The following is a 17,368-nucleotide window of genomic DNA, read 5'->3' on the forward strand; positions in this document are numbered from 1 at the left end:
CACCTTTTTCTACAAGTCATTCCTATTATTTTCTGTTAATAGGGAACGATTTATGTTGGTAAAAGTTGTTTGAACCAAAACTTCTCCTTCAAAAAATGAATGCAAGAGAAGTTTCTATATCCTATACACTATAAAATTCCGCTGTATTTCTGAACAATTGATTATATATCTCTGTTTCTGGCATGCTTTTCAATTCAGCAATTTTTTCAATCGTCCGATGCATCATACCTGGATGCGTCATCCTGCCTTGAAAGACTCCTTCGAATCTCCAAGGTCCGTCTGTCTCCACCATCATCCCTTTAATAGGATACTTCCTGACGAGATCTTGGATGTCATCTTCATAAAGGATGTCAGGTGTAATGGATATAAAGTAACCATTCTCAATCATTCTTTCCACTGTCTTTCCGTCCCCTTTAAACCAGTGGAAATGCGCTTTGTGTACTGAATGCTTCTCCAGTAAGTCACATATGATGGGGGCATGCTCGTATATCCCGTGAAGAATGATTGGTTTATCCAGCTTCTTTGCTTGGATGATAAAACGTTCCAACAGCTCGATATATGCTTCTGGCACCAATGTTGGATTTTCTTTCATTTTATAATAAGGTAATCCGACTTCCCCAATTGCAATCAGCTCTTTATGGTGCAGCTCTATAAAGGAAAGAAGCTCTTCTGCATCATTGTCAGAGGGCAATTCTTGTTCCGGATGAAAGCCGGCAGCTGGCTTGATTCTACTGTCTTTTTTCGCGAATTCAATATTTTTCTTTGAAGAACGGAGGTGAAAGGATACAGAAATAAGTGCCTCTACTGAATAGAGCCCGAGCTCCTGCAAAATTTTTTCCCGTTCGATCGGCTCATATAAATCCAAATGGATATGGGAATCGATAAGGGCTGGTTTACACATATTGAGATAGCTCCTCAAATATATCCGTTTTCCATTTCAGGAACTCCTCTGTTAAGAGTATCTCCTTATTACGGGGACGGGGAAAAGGCACCGTGAATTCCTTCTGGACCCGGGCTGGCCTGGTCGATAATACGATGATCCGATCGGACAGGAATAGTGCCTCGTCGATATTATGAGTAACAAACAGGACAGAGCTCATGTCCTCCTCCCAAATGGAAAGGAGCCACTTCTGCATGTCCAATCGTGTGAATTCGTCCAAGGCAGAAAAGGGTTCATCGAGGCATAAAAAGGATTGTGGGCTGACAAGTGCTCGAATAAAAGCTACTCGCTGCTTCATCCCTCCTGAAAGATCTCCTGGATAAGCGTCCTCATATCCTTTCAATCCAGCACGCTCAATCATGCTCAATGCTCTTTCCCTGTCCCTCTTACCATGTAACTCCTGACCAAGCATCACATTTTCCATCACAGTCCTCCACGGCAGGAGAGACGGACTTTGAGGCATGTAGCTAATGGAGCCCCTCTTGCCATTTATCGACTTACCATCTAACTGTATATCTCCTGAATCTGGTGAGAACAATCCACCAATCACATGGAATAATGTACTCTTTCCGCTTCCCGATGGTCCAAGGATTGAAACAAACTCCCCTTCATCAACATGGATTGAAAGATCATCAAGAATCAACTCCTCATCAAAGGATTTAGACATATGTTGAATGGATAAGGTCGTCATGCTACTTGTCCTCCTTTCGATTCCACTTCACCATGATTTTTTCTAGTACGAGAATGATTCCAAAGAACACCAAACTAAGGAGCATGATCATGAAAATCGCAACAAAAACCCGATCGGTCCTGAACGAGGAAGATGCGAGAGTCATATACACCCCAATCCCTTTTTGAGCCCCTAACCATTCCGAGATGACGGCTCCCATTACACTATAGGTAGCTGATATTTTCAAACCAGAAAAAATGGACGGCAGCGCATGTGGCCATTCGACTTTTCGGAATATCTGACCTTTTGATGCTCCTGACATCTTCATGTACAGAATATACTCTATATTGGTCTGCCTGAATCCATCTAATGCGGATACCGCTACAGGGAAGAAACAGATCAAGGTGATGACGATGATTTTCGGCAATAGTCCAAACCCAAACCATATGACAAGGAGAGGCGCCAAGACGATAATCGGTATATTTTGAGACAATATCATGAGCGGATAAATGGCTTCCCTTACCTTTGGAAGGAGATGGAGCCCGACTGCTGAACTGATCCCAATCGAACATCCAATGACAAATCCCACAATCGTCAATAGAGTGGTAGATGAGAGATGCCCAATGAATTCAGGCCACGAGGCAACTCCCTCAATCAATATATCTGAAGGTGCCGGCATCAGCCATGCAGGTATCTCAAATATTCTTATGGTGATTTCCCAAATGATGAATAAAAGGATGAGGACCAAGAAGGGTCTCCATCCTTTTGAAATCCATGTTCTCATTCCTTGTACTTCTTTGTTAATTGATTCATTTCAATACCATCCGGCTGATACAATACTTTGATTTGCGAAATGACGTTAGTACTGCCTATTTCAATCATCCGTTCATTCATCTGCTCAATCACCTTGAATAAATCCGCCAGATTTCCCTCCATCGTCGTTTCTAACGGGTGGACTTCATATTGGACCCCGGATTTTTCAATGATTGAAATTGCTTCATCAACATACGGTATTACATCTTCACCGTTTTTAGTCTTCGGAATGATTTGTACACTTACGAGTGAGTTCCCCATTTTATTCACCTCTTATTTTGGTAAGAATTCGTTTGTGAATGCTTTTTTGCTGTCTGGCTTCTTATCTAATAAACCATTTTCATACATCCATGCTCCATAGTTGTCCCAAACCTCAAGCTTCTGCTCTCCCCATCGTTTGGCATCATCCTTATATTTAGGCGCTAACCATTCCTGACTTTTCATAACTAATTCTTTGTCTAAGTCAGGCGCTGCATCTAAAAGTATGTCACCGGCCTCTTTCGGGTTGTCGATTGTGAATTGATACCCTTCTGATGTAGCTTTCAAGAAAGCCTTGACCGTTTCAGGGTCTGAGTCGATCATTTTTTCATTTGTTGTCAGAACTGGAGTATAGTAGTCCAATTTCTCAGAGTAGTCCTTCACATACATCATGTTCAACTCTTCACCGCGAAGCTCTGCTTCAATCCCCGTCCATCCATAATAGATCCAGGCGAAATCAACATCCCGTTTTACGGCAGTAAAGAAATCAGTGTCTCCCATATTGATGAACTTCACTTTTTCTACATCAGCATCCTCTTGTTTCATAATCGATGCCATAACCGCTTTTTCAACAGGTGAACCCCAGCCACCATAGCTTTTCCCTTCGAAATCCTTTGGCTTTGTGATATCTTTGCTCTTTGGTGAAGCAAATCCGGAAGTATTATGCTGAATTACAGCAGCAATGGATACAAGGGGAACATCCTGAACCCTGGCTTGAGTCACACTTTCCTGATATCCTACCCCGAATTCCGCTTTCCCTGAAGCAACAAGCTGATCAGCCCCGGCCTCTCCTGGTAATATTATGTCTACATCCAACCCCTGCTCTTTAAAATAACCTTTTTCTTTGGCCACATACAGTCCGGTGTGATTGGTATTCGGTGTCCAGTCCAGTACGACTGATACCTTTTTAAGTTTATCATTTTGATCATCTGCTGCATTCCCTCCCCCGTTACAGGCGGCTAGTAGAAATACAGAACAGATGATGAACAACCGTTTCTTCATGATGATTCCTCCTCGAATCTTTCTATGTAGTCATAACGTTTAATCAATTATTCTTCACATACGAACGAGTTTGAATGTAAAACAAGAACAGATTAACCATCTAACCCGGGAATCGACAAAAAGCGCCCCAAGCTTCAGCCTAGGACGCATCAATAAACAAATTTATGTATCGTTTAAGAGAATGTTGTTTCCTACGCTGGTATCAGCCAGTTCAGGTTCAAAGGGTCAGCATCTAAAGGATACAATCTCAACCGGCCACTCCGGTCCCCCTACATTTAGTATATGAAATTAAACGTTATCTTCTTCCCTACTTTGCCATAGAACGGGAGGTTATTCAAGTATTTCCTATTAAAATGATTAAACATGAAAAGCATGATCATATTCACTCGATTGTACAAGCTCATTAATAAAAGAAATGTAGGTAGAACCTACTTCCGAATAGCCACATTGATGATAGAAAAATACATATTGAAGAAGGAAGGTAACAATTAGAAGTGGCAATAGCTCTTTCTCCTCTGAAGTCAAAGTACTTAACTGATCATACCCTCTTAAGAATGACCCTATATAATTTATCGAATCCTCTCTGTTCTTCTTGATCCTATCTTTGAGCATCCCAGTGAGAAAGTAACCTATGTCAGCAACACGGGGGGCCACCCGTATCCGTTCGAAGTCAATGATCCCGCTCACCACCCCCTCTTTCACCATAATATTGCCTCGGTTGTAGTCACTATGAATAAGTTGATAAGGTAATTGATTATAAAGTATCGTCCATTCATCAAGTCTTAATAGAATGTCTCTCGCCCACTTCCCTATTGGTGTCAAGCCAAGCTCATTCAACCATTGCCGGATATGTTGATCAATATGCCAACCTTTAATCTCTTTATGACAGTGATAGTTTTTGAGCAGTCCGTGAAGGTTAGCAAGCGATGTCCCCGCATTTGTCAGGTAAGATAATGAATATTCCTGTAGTGGCTCTCCTTCTATTTTTTCATAAAGGGAATAGAATTGTTGACCTTTTTTGACAAACGGCTGATGTGAGATGGTCAATAACGGAGATTCAACATTCAGTCGGTTTGCCAGTAGATAAGTAGTTAGATAATACTCTTCCATCCGGTTCTCGAATGCACTATCCTCTCTCTTTTTTAAATAGTACGACTTCCCTTCACTCACCAGCTTCACAACATTCGGATGGAGCTTGAGTGTCTCGATACAAGGATGTTTAACATTCCAATTCCATAAGATATCACCAAAAGGTTGAATCATTTTTATTTCCTTTCAAAACGTAGTAATATACGGTTAGTATGACTATGAAAGAATGTCTACATACCATTTGAAAAGAGGTCGTAATGATGCAGAGAATACATATGACAGAAGACTTGTCATTTTCACGAATCATACATGGATTGTGGAGACTTGCAGATTGGAATCAGTCGAAAGAAGATACGTTGTCCTTAATTCAACACAATATTGAAAACGGAATCACAACGTTCGACCATGCGGATATTTATGGGTCGTACACGTGTGAAGCACTATTCGGTGATTCACTTGCCCTTCTTCCTTCATTGAGGGAGAAAATGGAGATTGTAACGAAATGTGGGATCGTACTTCCTTCTGACAATCGCCCTGAGCATCACTCCCATCATTACAATACGAGCAAAAAACATATTTTAACGTCGGTTGAAAACTCTCTCCAAAATTTAAAAACAGACTACATCGACCTATTACTCATCCACAGACCAGATCCTTTCATGAATGGCGAAGAAGTGGCTGAAGCCTTCACTCAATTAAAAGAAGAAGGGAAGGTCCGTCATTTCGGAGTATCCAACTTTAAAGCTCATCAGTGGAATTTACTTCAATCTTATTTGCCTTTTCCACTAATCACCAACCAGATCGAATTGTCAGCTTACCATTTAGAAAATTTTGAAGATGGTACATTAAATCTTTGTCAGGAAAAGCGTGTAGCGCCAATGGCCTGGTCACCACTGGCAGGTGGGGTCATTTTCAAAGGGGAGGATGAGAAAGCGGTCCGTCTTCAACACATTTTAAAGAAAGTTCAAGAAGAAATAGGTGCAAAAGGGATCGACCAGGTTCTGTATGCATGGCTCCTTAACCACCCGGCTAACATCATGCCGATCGTTGGTTCAGGCAAGAAGAATCGAATTCAGCATGCAATCGATTCTCAAACTCTTTCATTGAATCATGATCAATGGTTTGAGATCCTTCAAGCTTCTATGGGACATGATGTGCCCTAACGAATTGTCGACCACCTGCATACGATCATTTTCCACACAGCAAAAAAGACGATCCTTTATGATAAAAGGTTCGTCTTTTTTATTGGGCGATATCTCCGCCAACATAATATTCCAAATAAACATCCTGTAACTCATTCATCGAAAGCTCATAAAGCTGCTTTCCGAAAGATTTATATACGCCAATCCTTAATAGTTGTTGGATATAGAAGTCCTTTTTAAATTCAGGTGTCTTTTGCTGTTGTGTTTTCGTTTCTTGATGTAACATGACAATCCCTCCAGTTGAGGATATACCCCGTTTCAAGAGCAGACTAAACATGTTTTTTCGAATTAATTTTTTCTTTATTGGTAACTGGTCATGTACAGAAGTGATGATGACCTTCTGTGACGCTTTCACCCTCTACTTGAATCGTTGAATGCTGAATCGCATATTCCCTCTCAAGAAAAGAAGACAATTGCATGAGAATCGAATCACGATTCACTCCATCCCTTACCACAACATGACAGCTCAAGGCTGTGAATTCCGAGGTGATGCACCACACATGAAGATCATGGACTTCGATCACTCCAGGCAATTGAGATAGACTGGCCTTCACTTTTTCCGGATCCACATTTTTCGGTGACCCTTCCATTAGAATGTGAATGGAATCCTTCGCCACGTTCCAGCCGGATACGATAATAAGAACGGCTACAATGACCGATGCAATTGGATCCGCCATATTCCAATTGAAGAAATAAATCAGAACCCCTGCAATGATGGCCCCTACTGAACCGAGCATATCTCCGAGGACATGAAGGAAAGCACTGCGAACATTCAGGTTATGCTCCGTGTCCCCCCTCATTAATATCCATGCAACGATCAGGTTTACAATTAAACCGATAACAGCGATGATCATCATGCCGGGTGATACCGTTGGTGTAGCAATGAAGCGGTGGTATGCTTCCCAGAATATATAAAGAGAAACCAGAATCAAAGTGATTCCGTTTATGAAAGCCGCTAGGATCTCAAACCGCTTGTAGCCATAAGTCTTTCCTTTATTCGACGCCTTCTCCCCTATATAGAAGGCTGCCAAGCTAAGACCTAAAGCTGCTGCATCACTCAGCATATGTCCTGCATCCGAAAGAAGGGCGAGACTATTCGTCATAACCCCCCCGATCACCTCTACAATCATAAAGGTAAAGATAAAGATAAAGCTGATGAATAATGCTTTTTTATTTTGATTGTGGCCATGACTGTGATCGTGACCCATTGGATACCCCTCACTTTCGATCTTTGATTCTCAATAATCTAAGTCCATTCAATGTTACTATTAACGTCGCGCCCATATCGGCAAAAATCGCAATCCACAAAGTAAGCCAACCTGGAATGACAAGTAATAAAGCAAGAAGCTTGATTCCAATAGCAAATGAAATATTTTGCTTGATGATGGTAAGCGTTTTTCGACTTAGCCTAATGATATAAGGTAATTTACGCAAATCGTCGTTCATTAACGCGATGTCTGCGGTTTCTAATGCAGTATCTGTTCCAGCCCCCCCCATAGCAATTCCGACAGTCGAAGCTGCAAGAGCAGGTGCATCATTGATTCCGTCTCCAACCATGGCGACTTTTCCGAATGAATGCATATACCGCTTGACAAAGTCCAGTTTTGCCTGTGGGAGCAATCCTGCCTTGATTTCTTTGACCCCGATCCTGTTTCCGATCGATCTGGCAGTTTTTTCATGATCTCCTGTAAGCATCATGGTTTGTTCAATCCCCATCTGATGAAGCTCTTGAATGATTTCACTGCTCGTATCCCTTACTTCATCGGCAACTCCTACAATGGCTAGTGGAGTATCCAGCACGCCAAATACCATGACGGTCTTCCCTTCATCTTGAAGCTTTTGCATTTCGGAAGAAGGGGCATCGGCAAACAGTTTTTCAGATCCAAGGAAATATTCCATCCCGTCAATAATGCCACTGATTCCTTTACCCGTATGAGATCGAAACTCAAACACATCACAACTCTTGTAGTCCAGTTCCATTTCCTCCGCTTTCTTAAGAAATGCGTGTGCAAGAGGATGTTGGGAGTGATATTCAAGTGCTGACATCTTCTTCATCAGTTCTTTTTCTTCCATCTCACCTAGAATGATCACATTTGTTACTTCCGGTTCCCCTTTTGTCAGTGTACCTGTTTTATCAAAGGCAACCGCCTTCAATCGGCCTAATTCCTCTAAATACACGCCACCTTTAATGAGAATACCATTTTTGGCTGCATTTCCAATTGCCGTCACAATCGCGACAGGAGTAGAAATAACCAAGGCACACGGGCAGCCTACCACAAGTACAGATAAACCCTGATACACCCAGATTGACCAATCCGCGCCGAATAATAAAGGTGGAACAATAGCTACAAGCAATGCAATGGCCATGATAACTGGCGTATAATACTTAGCAAATACATCCACAAATGCTTGGGAAGGGGCCCTTTCCCCCTGAGCTTCCTCGACTAAATGAATGATCTTGGCGAGGGTTGTATCTTCTATACGCTTTGTTACCTGTACTTTTAAGAACCCTTCCTCGTTTAACGTACCCGCAAACACGGTTTCGCCCTGGAATTTCTCCACTGGAACAGACTCACCTGTAATCGCAGCCTGGTTGACGTTTGAAGACCCCTCGAGAATGGTCCCGTCCATTGCAATTTTTTGGCCAGGCTTTACCAACATGATGTCTCCGATTTCTATATCCTCTGCACCTACAACCACCTCTGATCCATTTCGGATGATAAGTGCCTGTGGAGGTGCAATATCCATGAGGGAACGAATCGATTCCCTTGCCTTATCCATTGAGTAGGCTTCCAGCACTTCACTGATAGCAAAGAGAAGCACTACAATCGCTCCTTCTCCCCATTCTCCGATAATCGCTGCCCCAATAATCGCTATAGTCATTAAGGTCCTCATATCGAACTCGAATTTGAGCAGGTTCTTGAATCCCGTTTCAAATAATCGATACCCACCAACTACAATTGCCGCAGCGAATGAAAAGGTTGATAGGAATTGACTATGCCCCACTCCGGTAAAGGGAAGAGAATAAGCAATCAGGATAAATAATATGGAGGCGAGTAAATGTTTATATCTTCTATAGAAGGGTTCTTTTTCTTTTTCGAACTTTCTCATTCCGTCTTCTGATAATCGTAGACCTTCAAACGCCCCTGCTTTTTCCACCGATTCCTTTGAAGTTTCTCCGTATACGGTAATCTTTGCGGCTCCAAAATTCACCTTGGCATCTACCACTCCTTCAAGATGCTGAACGTTCTTTTCGAACTTTGCCGCGCATCCTGCACATGTGAATCCTTCTACTCTGTATGTTTGTTTATGGGCAGGTTTACCGGTCACGTTCCTCCACCTCCATTTGATGTGTGATAGCAATTTCAATTAACTGTTTTACATGATGATCATCTAAAGAGTAATAAACGAGTTTGCCTTTTTTTCTGAATTTAGCTAATCCTTGTTTTTTTAATAAACGTAAATGATGTGATGCCGTTGCAGTGGAAGAACCCACGATATTCGCCACATCGCATACACAAAGTTCGTCTTCGACCGTAAGTGCATAGGCAATCTTCATCCTGGTATGATCTGATAGTGCTTTGAAGATTTCAGCTACTTTAAACGTATTTTGTGTTAAAAGGTCTGTTTTTAAGCGATTGACCTTTTCACCTTCTACACATACCACTTCACATACTTCTGTCTCTTTCATTCCGTACACCTCTCCAACATTCAAATATCCTTTTGAATATAGTATAGAAGAAAGCATAAAAATGTTCAAACATTCTTTTGAATGTTTGAACATTTTTGCTCGATGCAGATAATGTACTGCTTGGATTTTCCCTGATAAAACAAAGTGAGCCCTGGAATATTCCAGGGCTCACTATACGCACTTATTAATTTTGCTGAAGTTTTTTCCGATCACGTTTCATAAAGAAATCAAGGGTAACCCAGAAAACAACGGATGAAACCGCAAAAATCGCAATGGTGAAGTAAATGTCTTCTGTTTTCCAACCTAATCGTGGAATAAGCAGGCCAAGTCCTCCTGATACTATATAGTAACCACCGATTAATTGCAGGTATGTTCGTCCTGATCGGGACTGAATATTTTCCAGATAGCCTTTCCCTGCTTTGCCGAAAAATATGGCGAGTCCTCTTAACATGACATAAACCGAAAAGGCAATGATGAGGGCTACAACAAACTCTTGATTGAATACGTCTGCCATAATCGTCCTCCTTTCCAACTATTCACTTTTCGAATCCTAAATGATTGTATTGTTCTTGCATATTCTCTATGATGAAACCATACTCATCATTTTGATAAATCGTTATATTTTAGAATAAACGAATGGAGATCACTTTGCAATTACACTTGGAACATTTGCGAATGGATAAGAATGTGATAGGTTTAAAAGGATGATTTAACGTGTATTCTGCTTTTATTTGTTAGGATAAATCCACATTATAATACAGGAGGTGTTTGAGGCATAAGAAAGGGGCCAAGTCCCGTTCTATTCGCTTCAGCTTATTGGACATTTTACTTAATTTATTTCTAGTTACTCTTTTAATTGCACTGACTGCGTTCTTCGTGGCTTCCGAGTTTGCCATCGTCAAGGTGAGAAGTTCACGGATCGATCAGTTGGTTTCTGAAGGAAATCAAACGGCGATAGCAGCGAAAAAGGTTATATTCCATTTGGACGAATATTTATCAGCCTGTCAGTTAGGGATCACCGTCACTGCCCTTGGACTTGGTTGGTTAGGTGAACCGACCATTGAAACACTTCTTCATCCTTTATTTGAACGAATCGACTTAAGTGCTTCGATCACGAGTGTTATTTCATTCGGTCTGGCTTTTTCTGTCATTACCTTTTTGCATGTGGTAATTGGGGAATTAGCGCCGAAAACCTTTGCCATCCAGAAGGCAGAAAAGATTACTTTATTATTTGCACGTCCACTGATATGGTTTTACAGAATCGCCTATCCTTTCATATGGACTTTAAATAGCTCTGCTCGATTATTTACAAGTATGTTCGGTTTAAAACCAGCTTCAGAGCACGAAATCGCCCACTCTGAAGAAGAGCTGAGAATCATTCTTTCTGACAGCTACAAAAGTGGGGAAATCAACTCCTCGGAATTCAAATTTGTCAATAAAATATTCGAATTCGACGAACGAATTGCTAAGGAAATCATGGTACCCAGAACGAATATCGTCACACTATCGGCAGGATCGACTATTGAGGAAGTCCTTAACGTCATTCAAGAAGAACGGTATACACGTTACCCTGTTGTGGACGGAGATAAAGACAATGTTCTCGGTGTAGTGAATGTAAAGGAATTACTGACAACCCTTGTGACTCAAAATGACGATCACAAAGACGTGACTCCCTTTATCAAGCCCGTTATTCGTGTCATTGAAACCATCCCGATTAAAGCGCTGCTCCTCAAGCTTCAAAAAGAACGGTCGCCTATGGCGGTTCTGCTGGATGAATATGGTGGTACTGCAGGGCTTGTGACACTGGAGGACATCATCGAAGAGATCGTCGGAGAGATTCAAGATGAATTTGATATCGATGAAATCCCTGAAGTGCAACAGGTGAAGGAAGATCATTATATCTTTGACGCTGTGATGCTAATTGAAGATGTGAATGACCTCCTTGGTATTTCGATTGAAGAAGAGGAAGTTGACACAATCGGTGGCTGGTTCCTTACCCAGAAATATGAAGTAAAGCCCGAAGATAAGATCGAAGAACAAGGCTATTGTTTTAAAGTAAAGGAAATCGATGGTCATCATATTCAATATCTCGAAGTCACCAAAATGGAAAAAACAGAAAATAAAAAGAACGAGTCTGATTAATGACTCGTTCTTTTTATTTGGTTCTTTTCGTAACCGATTTAAACCTTCCTAAAGAAAATATACCTAAATCCTAAAGTCCAAATCTATTTCCACATAGAATAAATCCTTTCATTAATGGAAACATAACTACAAACATTTTTGAGAGGTGAATTATGACTAGCATCATCGTTGGATTAATCCTACTTATGGTTTTAGCATATCTAGGCTGGTCAATCATCTGGATCGCTCCGTTAGTTGCCGGTTTAGTTGCACTAATGAGTGGTCTCGACCTTCTGCCAGCCTATACAGAAACATATATGACCGGTTTCGTGGATTTTGCGAAAGAATGGTTCCCTGTATTCCTTTTTGGAGCCATCTTCGGAAAGCTGATGGAGGATGTCGGGGCAGCTCAATCCGTCGCATACAAAATCACCAACATTATCGGGAAGGACAGGGCGATACTAGGTGTCCTTATTGCGGCGGCGGTTTTAACGTATGGTGGCGTCAGTTTATTCGTGGTGGTATTTGCGATTTATCCTCTGGCGATTGCCATGTTCCGTGAAGCGGATATTACGAGAAAGCTATTGCCGCCTACATTTGTATTAGGTGCTTTCACCTTTACGATGACAGCCATCCCAGGTACACCGCAGATCCAGAACCTGATTCCCATCGATTATTTCAAAACATCACCTACTGCTGCTCCGATCATCGGGATTGTCGGTGGATTAATCATGGCGGTCGGTGGGTACTTTTACTTAAGATGGCGGCAAAAGCAATTTACAAGTAAAGGAGATACTTTCACCGAGCCTAAAGGCGGAAATGATGTGAAGGAGATTAATGAATCAGAGTTGCCAAACTTTTATTTATCATTCCTTCCACTCGTCATAGTCGTCGTGACACTGAACGTTTTCAAGTGGAATATCCTGACTTCATTACTTGTAGGAATACTTTCTATTTTAATTATTAATTTCAGGCATTATAAGAAGTTCATTCCCGCTGTCAATGGTGGGGCCAAGGGGTCCGTTATGGCCGTTATCAATACGAGTGCGGCAGTTGGTTTCGGTGCTGTCGTCACGTCTGCACCTGGTTTTAAGACGTTGACAAAACTGATACTTGGAATCAAAGGGAACCCTGTGATTTCTGAAGCAATCGCTGTTCAAACACTAGCAGCCATCACCGGTTCTGCTTCTGGAGGAATGGGAATTGCCCTGGAGGCTTTGGGGGATAAATACTATGAACTGTCTCAAACAAGCGGGATCAGTGCAGAAGCATTCCATAGAATTGCTTCCATCTCATCCGGTGCATCGATTCTGCCCCATAACGGAGCCCTCCTGACCTTATTTGCCGTAACAGGACTCACCCACAAGGATTCGTATTTAGACGTAGCCGTTGTCGGTCTCTTAATTCCGACGATTGCAGAAATTGTTTCGATTATCCTTGCCAATATGGGAATTTATTAATATGAGGAGGAAATGAAAATGGTCAATGATAAAGTTGTCTTTATTACAGGTGCTGCAAGGGGAATTGGATTTGAAATAGGGGAACATTTTGCTCAAAACGGCGCGAAGGTCGTTCTATCCGATATCAATCAAGAAGGATTGGATGAAGCTGTCGATGAACTGAAAAGCAGAGGATTCGAATGCATTGGAATCAAATGCGATGTAACTAGTGAAGATGAAGTGAAAGCAGGAATTGATAAAACAGTTGAGCACTATGGCCGCATAGACGTACTGATTAATAACGCAGGTCTTCAACATATATCTCCCATTGAAGATTTCCCAATTGAAAAATTTGAGCTTTTAATCAAGATTATGCTCACCGCTCCATTTATCGCTACGAAATTTGCTTTTCCTCATATGAAAAAGCAAAAATTCGGACGCATCATCAATATGGCATCCATTAATGGATTAATTGGCTTCGGAGGTAAAGCCGCTTACAATAGCGCGAAACACGGTGTCATCGGTTTAACAAAGGTGTCTGCCCTAGAAGGTGCTGAACACGGAATTACGGTTAACGCCATGTGTCCCGGATACGTGGATACACCCCTTGTTCGCAATCAGTTGCAGGATATTTCAAACACCCGTGGAGTAGAGCTTGAAAAAGTATTGGAGGATGTCATCTATCCCCTTGTTCCACAAAAACGGTTATTGTCAGTAGAGGAGATCGCCGACTATACGATTTTCCTTTCCAGTGATAAAGCAAAGGGTGTAACAGGTCAGGCAGTCGTGTTAGATGGCGGGTATACGGCTCAATAAGATAGAATCTGGTCTGGAGGATGATTTGAGGAGGTTGTGGAAAAAACGGCGTTCGCCGATAAAAATGAAATATCGCCGTTATAATTGGAATTTCGCCGTTAAATCCAGGATTTCGCCGTTAAATTTACTTTTTCGCCGATATAACCATGAAACCAGTACAAAACTATTCAGATGAAATAAAAATCCGAACGATTATTCGAGATTCATTAATAAAAATCGAATTCGTTCGGATTTTTTTGTATTTGTAAGACTAATCAATGGATTAATCTGGTTCCAGCTGTTTAGTGGGGTGTAAGATTTGGGTCGTGGTGTGGAAAAAGACGTTCGCCGTTTTAAAATGGAATATCGCCATTATAATTGGGATTCCGCCGTTAAATTAACAATTCCACAGATATTTAGCAGGTAAGTAATGTAACCTGTTAATTTTCTATAACGGATCATGGTAGAATCCGATAATTTTATTTCATACTGTCTGGAATGACCCCAAGGTCCACTCCCCACACAATAGGCATGAAAAAGTATACCAAGAGAGTAATAAACACGATACTGATGATGTTCAACCAAACCCCTGCTTTGACCATATCCCCCATTTTGATAAACCCTGAACCAAACACAACAGCATTCGGGGGTGTGGCTACCGGCATCATGAAAGCACAGGAAGCAGCTAAACCGGCAGCTACCATCAGGCTAAACGGATGAACGTTCAGCGCAGATGAGAGTGCTGCCATAATCGGAAACATCATCGTGGCAGTCGCCGTATTAGACGTTATTTCCGTCAAGAAAATAACAAATGCTGTCACTGCAAAAAGAATAATGATGAAGGAGATTCCTTCTAGAATCGTCAATTGCTTTCCTATCCATTCAGCCAATCCCGTTTCCTGGAACCCCTTCGCAATGGCAAGCCCTCCTCCGAATAAGAGGAGAATACCCCATGGAAGCTTTTTAGCATCCTCCCAATTGAGCAAGCGTGATTGTTTTTTCCCTGGTAGCAGGAAGAGGACGAGCGCCCCCGTGATGGCAATAATTGTGTCATCTAAAGACGGAATCCATTGACTTAATAGAAATGAACGCGTAATCCAGCAAAGAGCAGTGGTAACAAAGACCGCAAGAACGAGCTTTTCTTCGAAAGAAATACGACCTAGAGAACGATTTTCCTTCTCTACGATCTCCCTTCCTCCTGGCAACTCTTTTATTTTTAGCGGAAAAGCCACTTTGATGAGATACCACCACATAACCAATAGGAGAATCACAGCAAGAGGCACTCCGAAAACCATCCACTTGGCAAAAGAGAAATCAATTCCATACAGTTGTTTGACAACCGCCGCGAATATCGTGTTTGGAGGAGTTCCAATTAATGTCCCTAATCCTCCAATCGATGCACTATAGGCAATTCCCAGCATGATGACTTTACTGAAGTGCCCCGTCCTTTTCTTCCCCTCCTTCTTTAAACTTTCATTTACCTGATAGATCACGGCTGTTCCGATTGGCATCATCATCATGGCAGTTGCCGTATTCGAAATCCACATCGACAGAAAACCTGTCGCTAACATGAAACCAAGTACAATACGTTCCGTGCTTGTCCCAATCAATAATATGATGTTCATGGCGATCCGTTTATGTAAATTCCACTTTTCCATGGCTATAGCGATGATGAATCCACCCATAAACAGAAAGATGGTCCCATCCCCATAGGCCGACGTAACGTCCCCTGACTGAAGAGCACCAGTGAGCGGAAACAGTATAATCGGTAACAGAGCAGTTGCCGGTATCGGTATCGCTTCGGTTATCCACCAAACCGCTATCCAGACTGTACCAGCGAGGACCCCGATAGCCTCTCGTGATAGTCCCTCTGGTGAAAAGGTCAATAGGATAAGAATGAATAACACTGGCCCAAGGATAAAACCGATCCCCTGTCTTGGGTTTGTTTCAGGGTCCCGCTTGCGTTCGGTTTGAACTCCGCCCGATACCGATGTGGATGTGGGTGTGCCTGAAGTGAAGAATTGAAGTGTCTCCAGCGCTTCCCGATGCCACTTCCAAAGAGTTCCCCACGCATGTTTTACTGTTAACATCTATTCATTCCTCCTTACACTGTCATACTAAAACTCTATCCACCGTCGAAAGCGCTGTCAATCCTCTCCTTTAAATTCCTGTAAAATTCCGAACATTCACTTCTTTATTCCTATATTTCTTTCATGAAAATAGTCTTATTGGAAAACAGACCATATCATCCTAAACCATTCCGTTGTAAAATGATGTTAGAAAGAGATGACAATGAAAATAAGGAGAAACGATGAAAATCTATTGGCAAATAAGCTACTTTGTAATCGGGTTACTCATTTTCAGCTATGGAATCAGTATGTCAATAAAAGTACAATACTTAGGTATCCACCCATGGGACGTTTTAAACATTGCCATGTTCGACAAATTCGGGTTAACAATCGGAACGTGGAACATCATCGTCGGGGCCACTCTGATCGTGTTCACCTTGATGTTAAAAGGGAAATATGTTCGGATAGGGACGATCCTTAACGGAGTGTTTGTAGGAATGCTGGTGGATTTTTTTCTTAAGTACGATCTATTGCCTTCTCAAATGAATCTCGGTAGTGATATCCTCATTCTTTTATCAGCCATCATTTTAATGGGAGTCGGCGGGGGATTATATTCAGCTGCTCATCTAGGTACAGGTCCTCGGGACGGATTTATGCTGACCATTTCAGATTTAACCAACTTATCAATCAGTAGAGTCCGGATCCTATGCGAATGTACAATCTTAGTGATCGGATTACTCCTCGCAGGGCCCGTATTCATCTTCACATTTATTTATACGTTCATTCAGAGTCCCATCTTTCAAAAATCCTTTTTATTTTTCACTCACAGACTCCACGCGCGTTTTTCTAATCAAAACAACATAAGTATGTAAAAAGGACAAAGTGCCTCAATTGGCACTTTGTCCTTTTTGGGCTATGACATTTCGCATGCCACCAGTCCATATTGTTGTTCCTGATCCAGCTGCTTAATAAACTGAAATAGTTGTTGTACCTGTTCATCTTCCACATCTCTCTTATAATAATCTTCTAGGACCGACAGCATTTCATAAGGATACATTAAACAAGTATGACTTCCCCAATCTGTCTGCCTGCCCTCGATTCTCTTATAATATATACCATCCAACAGGGAGAAAAAGAGCTCATGTCCATTAGGGAAAAATGGGCTGATTCTCTTCGGGTAATTGTGGTTCCAATCTCCACCTTCATAATGAAAGGTACGGTCCATTAAATCACCGATAAACACTTCAACATCTGCCATCTTAACTCCTCCTCAATAAAA

The 17,368-nt window shown here is 41.7% G+C and carries 18 protein-coding genes and 1 riboswitch; of the genes, 5 read left to right on the plus strand and 13 right to left on the minus strand.

Annotated features, from left to right (window positions below):
* Positions 1 to 121 precede the first annotated feature (121 nt).
* From FGG79_RS09110 to FGG79_RS09135, 6 genes are all read right to left on the minus strand, one after another.
* A complete protein-coding gene (locus FGG79_RS09110) occupies positions 122 to 901 on the minus strand; it encodes a TatD family hydrolase (protein ID WP_138777377.1) in 780 nt (259 codons plus the stop codon).
* Positions 894 to 1,631, minus strand: a complete 738-nt coding sequence (locus FGG79_RS09115) for an ABC transporter ATP-binding protein (protein WP_138777378.1) — start codon at positions 1,629 to 1,631, stop codon at positions 894 to 896. The genes FGG79_RS09110 and FGG79_RS09115 overlap by 8 nt, the downstream gene beginning before the upstream one ends.
* A gap of 1 nt (position 1,632) precedes the next feature.
* Positions 1,633 to 2,394, minus strand: coding sequence for an ABC transporter permease (locus FGG79_RS09120; protein ID WP_138777379.1), 762 nt, complete (start codon positions 2,392 to 2,394; stop codon positions 1,633 to 1,635).
* Positions 2,391 to 2,684 carry a thiamine-binding protein gene (locus tag FGG79_RS09125; protein WP_138777380.1) on the minus strand — a complete coding sequence of 98 codons (294 nt, stop codon included), beginning with the start codon at positions 2,682 to 2,684 and terminating at the stop codon, positions 2,391 to 2,393. Before FGG79_RS09125 ends, FGG79_RS09120 begins: the two co-directional genes overlap by 4 nt.
* 12 nt (positions 2,685 to 2,696) lie before the next feature.
* Entirely contained in the window at positions 2,697 to 3,683 is a 987-nt protein-coding gene (locus FGG79_RS09130; protein ID WP_138777381.1) for an ABC transporter substrate-binding protein, read from the minus strand.
* A gap of 171 nt (positions 3,684 to 3,854) precedes the next feature.
* Positions 3,855 to 3,964: riboswitch (TPP riboswitch) on the minus strand.
* 76 nt (positions 3,965 to 4,040) lie between these two features.
* Positions 4,041 to 4,946 carry a phosphotransferase enzyme family protein gene (locus tag FGG79_RS09135; protein WP_138777382.1) on the minus strand — a complete coding sequence of 302 codons (906 nt, stop codon included), beginning with the start codon at positions 4,944 to 4,946 and terminating at the stop codon, positions 4,041 to 4,043.
* 86 nt (positions 4,947 to 5,032) lie between these two features.
* Here FGG79_RS09135 and FGG79_RS09140 point away from each other — a divergent pair, with 86 nt between their 5' ends.
* The gene (locus FGG79_RS09140) at positions 5,033 to 5,935 is read left to right on the plus strand and encodes an aldo/keto reductase (protein ID WP_138777383.1); all 903 of its coding nucleotides are present in this window, start codon (positions 5,033 to 5,035) and stop codon (positions 5,933 to 5,935) included.
* Between the two features lie 79 nt (positions 5,936 to 6,014).
* On the opposite strand, the gene FGG79_RS09145 is transcribed toward FGG79_RS09140, so the two are convergent.
* The 5 genes from FGG79_RS09145 to FGG79_RS09165 form a co-directional block, all read right to left on the minus strand.
* Positions 6,015 to 6,200, minus strand: coding sequence for a Fur-regulated basic protein FbpA (locus FGG79_RS09145; RefSeq protein WP_138777384.1), 186 nt, complete (start codon positions 6,198 to 6,200; stop codon positions 6,015 to 6,017).
* An 88-nt stretch (positions 6,201 to 6,288) separates the two neighbouring features.
* On the minus strand, positions 6,289 to 7,182 hold the full coding sequence (locus FGG79_RS09150) for a cation diffusion facilitator family transporter (RefSeq protein WP_138777385.1): 894 nt from the start codon (positions 7,180 to 7,182) through the stop codon (positions 6,289 to 6,291).
* A gap of 10 nt (positions 7,183 to 7,192) precedes the next feature.
* Positions 7,193 to 9,304 carry a heavy metal translocating P-type ATPase gene (locus tag FGG79_RS09155; protein WP_138777386.1) on the minus strand — a complete coding sequence of 704 codons (2,112 nt, stop codon included), beginning with the start codon at positions 9,302 to 9,304 and terminating at the stop codon, positions 7,193 to 7,195.
* Entirely contained in the window at positions 9,294 to 9,665 is a 372-nt protein-coding gene (locus FGG79_RS09160; RefSeq protein ID WP_138777387.1) for an ArsR/SmtB family transcription factor, read from the minus strand. The genes FGG79_RS09155 and FGG79_RS09160 overlap by 11 nt, the downstream gene beginning before the upstream one ends.
* A 184-nt stretch (positions 9,666 to 9,849) precedes the next feature.
* Positions 9,850 to 10,179: a hypothetical protein gene (locus tag FGG79_RS09165; protein WP_138777388.1), complete on the minus strand. Its 330-nt coding sequence runs from the start codon at positions 10,177 to 10,179 to the stop codon at positions 9,850 to 9,852.
* Between the two features lie 302 nt (positions 10,180 to 10,481).
* Between FGG79_RS09165 and FGG79_RS09170 the strand changes: the two genes are divergently transcribed.
* From FGG79_RS09170 to FGG79_RS09180, 3 genes are all read left to right on the plus strand, one after another.
* A complete protein-coding gene (locus FGG79_RS09170) occupies positions 10,482 to 11,807 on the plus strand; it encodes a hemolysin family protein (RefSeq protein WP_138777701.1) in 1,326 nt (441 codons plus the stop codon).
* A 152-nt stretch (positions 11,808 to 11,959) separates the two neighbouring features.
* On the plus strand, positions 11,960 to 13,246 hold the full coding sequence (locus tag FGG79_RS09175; RefSeq protein WP_138777389.1) for a GntP family permease: 1,287 nt from the start codon (positions 11,960 to 11,962) through the stop codon (positions 13,244 to 13,246).
* 18 nt (positions 13,247 to 13,264) lie between these two features.
* Positions 13,265 to 14,041 carry a 3-hydroxybutyrate dehydrogenase gene (locus FGG79_RS09180; protein WP_138777390.1) on the plus strand — a complete coding sequence of 259 codons (777 nt, stop codon included), beginning with the start codon at positions 13,265 to 13,267 and terminating at the stop codon, positions 14,039 to 14,041.
* Positions 14,042 to 14,499: 458 nt separating this feature from the next.
* On the opposite strand, the gene FGG79_RS09185 is transcribed toward FGG79_RS09180, so the two are convergent.
* Complete coding sequence (locus FGG79_RS09185) at positions 14,500 to 16,110, minus strand: SLC13 family permease (RefSeq protein ID WP_138777391.1); 1,611 nt, start codon at positions 16,108 to 16,110, stop codon at positions 14,500 to 14,502.
* A 221-nt stretch (positions 16,111 to 16,331) separates the two neighbouring features.
* Between FGG79_RS09185 and FGG79_RS09190 the strand changes: the two genes are divergently transcribed.
* The gene (locus FGG79_RS09190; protein ID WP_138777392.1) at positions 16,332 to 16,961 is read left to right on the plus strand and encodes a YczE/YyaS/YitT family protein; all 630 of its coding nucleotides are present in this window, start codon (positions 16,332 to 16,334) and stop codon (positions 16,959 to 16,961) included.
* 41 nt (positions 16,962 to 17,002) lie between these two features.
* On the opposite strand, the gene FGG79_RS09195 is transcribed toward FGG79_RS09190, so the two are convergent.
* Positions 17,003 to 17,347, minus strand: coding sequence for a hypothetical protein (locus FGG79_RS09195; RefSeq protein WP_138777393.1), 345 nt, complete (start codon positions 17,345 to 17,347; stop codon positions 17,003 to 17,005).
* Between the last annotated feature and the right edge of the window lie 21 nt (positions 17,348 to 17,368).

The sequence above is a fragment of the Bacillus sp. BHET2 genome (genome assembly GCF_005938125.1).
In the GTDB taxonomy this organism is placed as follows: Bacteria; Bacillota; Bacilli; order Bacillales; family Bacillaceae_B; genus Rossellomorea.

Bases quoted from the DNA above. Each gene is read 5' to 3' on its own strand.
- FGG79_RS09110 (WP_138777377.1), bottom strand. From the start codon at position 901: ATGTGTAAACCAGCCCTTATCGATTCCCATATCCATTTGGATTTATAT.
- FGG79_RS09160 (WP_138777387.1), bottom strand. From the start codon at position 9,665: ATGAAAGAGACAGAAGTATGTGAAGTGGTATGTGTAGAAGGTGAAAAG.
- FGG79_RS09195 (WP_138777393.1), bottom strand. From the start codon at position 17,347: ATGGCAGATGTTGAAGTGTTTATCGGTGATTTAATGGACCGTACCTTT.
- FGG79_RS09145 (WP_138777384.1), bottom strand. From the start codon at position 6,200: ATGTTACATCAAGAAACGAAAACACAACAGCAAAAGACACCTGAATTT.
- FGG79_RS09165 (WP_138777388.1), bottom strand. From the start codon at position 10,179: ATGGCAGACGTATTCAATCAAGAGTTTGTTGTAGCCCTCATCATTGCC.
- FGG79_RS09190 (WP_138777392.1), top strand. From the start codon at position 16,332: ATGAAAATCTATTGGCAAATAAGCTACTTTGTAATCGGGTTACTCATT.
- FGG79_RS09125 (WP_138777380.1), bottom strand. From the start codon at position 2,684: ATGGGGAACTCACTCGTAAGTGTACAAATCATTCCGAAGACTAAAAAC.
- FGG79_RS09135 (WP_138777382.1), bottom strand. From the start codon at position 4,946: ATGATTCAACCTTTTGGTGATATCTTATGGAATTGGAATGTTAAACAT.
- FGG79_RS09140 (WP_138777383.1), top strand. From the start codon at position 5,033: ATGCAGAGAATACATATGACAGAAGACTTGTCATTTTCACGAATCATA.
- FGG79_RS09115 (WP_138777378.1), bottom strand. From the start codon at position 1,631: ATGACGACCTTATCCATTCAACATATGTCTAAATCCTTTGATGAGGAG.
- FGG79_RS09120 (WP_138777379.1), bottom strand. From the start codon at position 2,394: ATGAGAACATGGATTTCAAAAGGATGGAGACCCTTCTTGGTCCTCATC.
- FGG79_RS09180 (WP_138777390.1), top strand. From the start codon at position 13,265: ATGGTCAATGATAAAGTTGTCTTTATTACAGGTGCTGCAAGGGGAATT.
- FGG79_RS09150 (WP_138777385.1), bottom strand. From the start codon at position 7,182: ATGGGTCACGATCACAGTCATGGCCACAATCAAAATAAAAAAGCATTA.
- FGG79_RS09175 (WP_138777389.1), top strand. From the start codon at position 11,960: ATGACTAGCATCATCGTTGGATTAATCCTACTTATGGTTTTAGCATAT.
- FGG79_RS09130 (WP_138777381.1), bottom strand. From the start codon at position 3,683: ATGAAGAAACGGTTGTTCATCATCTGTTCTGTATTTCTACTAGCCGCC.
- FGG79_RS09185 (WP_138777391.1), bottom strand. From the start codon at position 16,110: ATGTTAACAGTAAAACATGCGTGGGGAACTCTTTGGAAGTGGCATCGG.